At 73.1% G+C, this 2,302-nt stretch carries 2 protein-coding genes and 1 pseudogene; 2 read left to right on the forward strand and 1 reads right to left on the reverse strand.

Features of this window, described 5'->3' with window-relative positions:
* The first annotated feature begins 193 nt into the window (after positions 1 to 193).
* Positions 194 to 1,267 (forward strand): M23 family metallopeptidase, encoded by a 1,074-nt coding sequence (locus AB0E94_RS52695; RefSeq protein WP_360344483.1) that lies wholly within the window; start codon positions 194 to 196, stop codon positions 1,265 to 1,267.
* Between the two features lie 71 nt (positions 1,268 to 1,338).
* On the opposite strand, the gene AB0E94_RS52700 is transcribed toward AB0E94_RS52695, so the two are convergent.
* Positions 1,339 to 1,677, reverse strand: coding sequence for a hypothetical protein (locus tag AB0E94_RS52700; RefSeq protein WP_360344486.1), 339 nt, complete (start codon positions 1,675 to 1,677; stop codon positions 1,339 to 1,341).
* Positions 1,678 to 2,108: 431 nt separating this feature from the next.
* Here AB0E94_RS52700 and AB0E94_RS52705 point away from each other — a divergent pair.
* Positions 2,109 to 2,302, forward strand: a pseudogene (locus tag AB0E94_RS52705) (hypothetical protein); the annotation flags it as partial.

Raw genomic sequence — 2,302 nt, forward strand, 5'->3', positions numbered from 1 at the left:
CCGGGAGACCGGGACGGGTGAGGCCGCGCCGGAAACGGGAACGTCCGGACTCCGCCTGTCGGGGCCGCCGGAGGGTGCGGGGCGTCCGCCCGGCGGCCGGTGCCACGCCCTACGGTCGGGGAGAACCGGTCGGACGACCCGGAAGGCGCCACGGGGGACGTACGCTTGTCGGACTGTCGATCAGGGGGTGTGGGTGCGTACACGGGCAGTCGTGGCGGGCGGCGTCGTGCTCGTCGTCCTCGCCGCGGTCGGGATCTGGATCGTCATCCGGCAGGTGGGCGGGCAGTTGCGCCTCCCCCTGTCCAGCCGCACGTGCACGGTGCAGGCGGACGGCCGGGTCGCCCTCGATCCCGATCAGATGGCCAACGCGGCGACGATCGCGGCGATCGGCATCCAGCGGAAGATGCCCGAGCAGGCCGTCGTCGTGGCGCTGGCCACCGCCTACCAGGAATCCGGCCTGCGCAACCTCGCCGGCGGCGACCGCGACTCGGTCGGGCTGTTCCAGCAGCGTCCGGGGTGGGGCAGTGTGCGGGATCGGATGACGCCCACCTACGCGGCCGGGAAGTTCTACGAGGCGTTGCTGCGGGTCGACGGGTGGCAGCGGATGCGGCTGACCGATGCCGCGCAGGCGGTGCAGCGTTCGGGCCTGCCGGAGGCGTACCAGAAGTGGGAGCCCGACGCGGAGCAGCTCGCCGCGCGGGTGCTCGGTTTGCCGAGCATCGACGACATCGGCGGTGGTGCGCCGACAGCCCCGTGCGGCATCGACGACCTGGGGCCGGTGCCGGTCGGTCCGGGCGGGTGGGTGCAGCCGATCCGGGCGGTGGTCACCAGCCCGTTCGGTCAGCGCAACGGCCGCTTGCACGCGGGCGTCGACATGTCGACCTCCGACGTGCGGGGTGACCCGATCCGCGCCGCGTCTGCGGGGGTGGTGGAGCAGGTCAAGTGCGACTGGCACACCACCTGCGACCGTGACGGGCACACCGGTGCGCGTGGCTGCGGCTGGTACGTCGACATCCGCCACGCGGGCAACGTCGTGACCCGCTACTGCCACATGATCGAGCGGCCCGAGGTGTCGATCGGTCAGCGCGTCGCGGCCGGAGCGGTCATCGGACACGTCGGCAACTCGGGCGGCAGCTCCGGGCCGCACCTGCACTTCGAAGTGCACGTCGGCGTGCGCCCTGGCCCGTACCACGCCAACAGCAGCAACGCGGTCGACCCGGAGCCGTGGATGCGGGCCCGCGGCGTGCCGTTGGGGACCAGGTCGTGACCGGCGCCCACACGGTGACGGCCGCCCCCGACGCAGCAGGGGAGGCCGTCACCGTGACGTGGGTAGGGCCGCTACGTCTGCGCCGGCACGTCGACCGGCGTCACCACCTCGTCGGGCTGACTCTGCGCGGGCTGCGCCTGCCGGGGTGGGCGGCGGCGCCTGGACGTGGTCGACGACTCCGGTGCGTCCAGGCCGAGCTTGGCCAGTTCGTCGGCGCTCCAGCCGCCGGCGAGGGCGTCGGCGTATCGGGTGGCGTAGCGGGCGTTGGCCTCGCGCAGCGCGTCGACGAGCTGGTCGCGGTCGTGCCGGGCGGTAGCGGCCTCGCCGACCAGGGCCGCGCGCTCGCGCAGCAGTTGCAGCGCGGCCTTCTCGGTTTCGGTGCGGACGGCCTTGGCGGACTGTTCGGCCATGGGATCCCCCTGGATGCTGCGGTCTGGTGGCTGTGGACGCCGAGCCTAGCCGCCAAGATCGATCCATGCGGGCCCGCCCTTGCGCCGTCCCTGGTGGCCGCCGGAGACGCTGTCGGGGCCCGACGGGGACGTCGACCAGGGGCACGGACGTGCCGCCGGCACGTCGTCCGGTGTCGCGTCGCGTCGTCGCGGATGGCCGCTGACGACCGGCCGTGCCGGGCTGCCACGAGGTTGTCTCGTGGTGCGCGCCGTCAGGTGTGCTCGGGTCCGCGACCACGCGGCCATGTCGCGCAAGCGCGACGCTCCGACTTCGTGGACCTCGTCGGAGCAAGTTGGAGAACAAGAGGTTCTTTTAGTTCGGAGGCCGGGATGCCGGTGCGCGAACTGGCCCCTGCCGGGGCGGTCACTACGTTCCAGAGGAAGGCCGGAAGATGACCGACGAGCCCCATGTCGGCGTGGTGCACTTCGGCGCGACGCGGTCTCGCCGACGTCGTCACAACGCCGAGCCCCGCCGCCGTCATGTGACGGTGCGGTTCTCCGACGAGGAGTACCTGACAGTCTCGGCGAATGCGGCGGCGGCGCGGCTGGCGGTGGCCGCGTACCTCGCTGAGGTCGGTACTGCGCC

It is taken from the genome of Actinoplanes sp. NPDC026670 (assembly GCF_040638175.1).
Taxonomy (GTDB): domain Bacteria; phylum Actinomycetota; class Actinomycetes; order Mycobacteriales; family Micromonosporaceae; genus Actinoplanes.

Coding starts and splice junctions, on each gene's coding strand:
- AB0E94_RS52700 (WP_360344486.1), bottom strand. CDS start 1,677: ATGGCCGAACAGTCCGCCAAGGCCGTCCGCACCGAAACCGAGAAGGCC.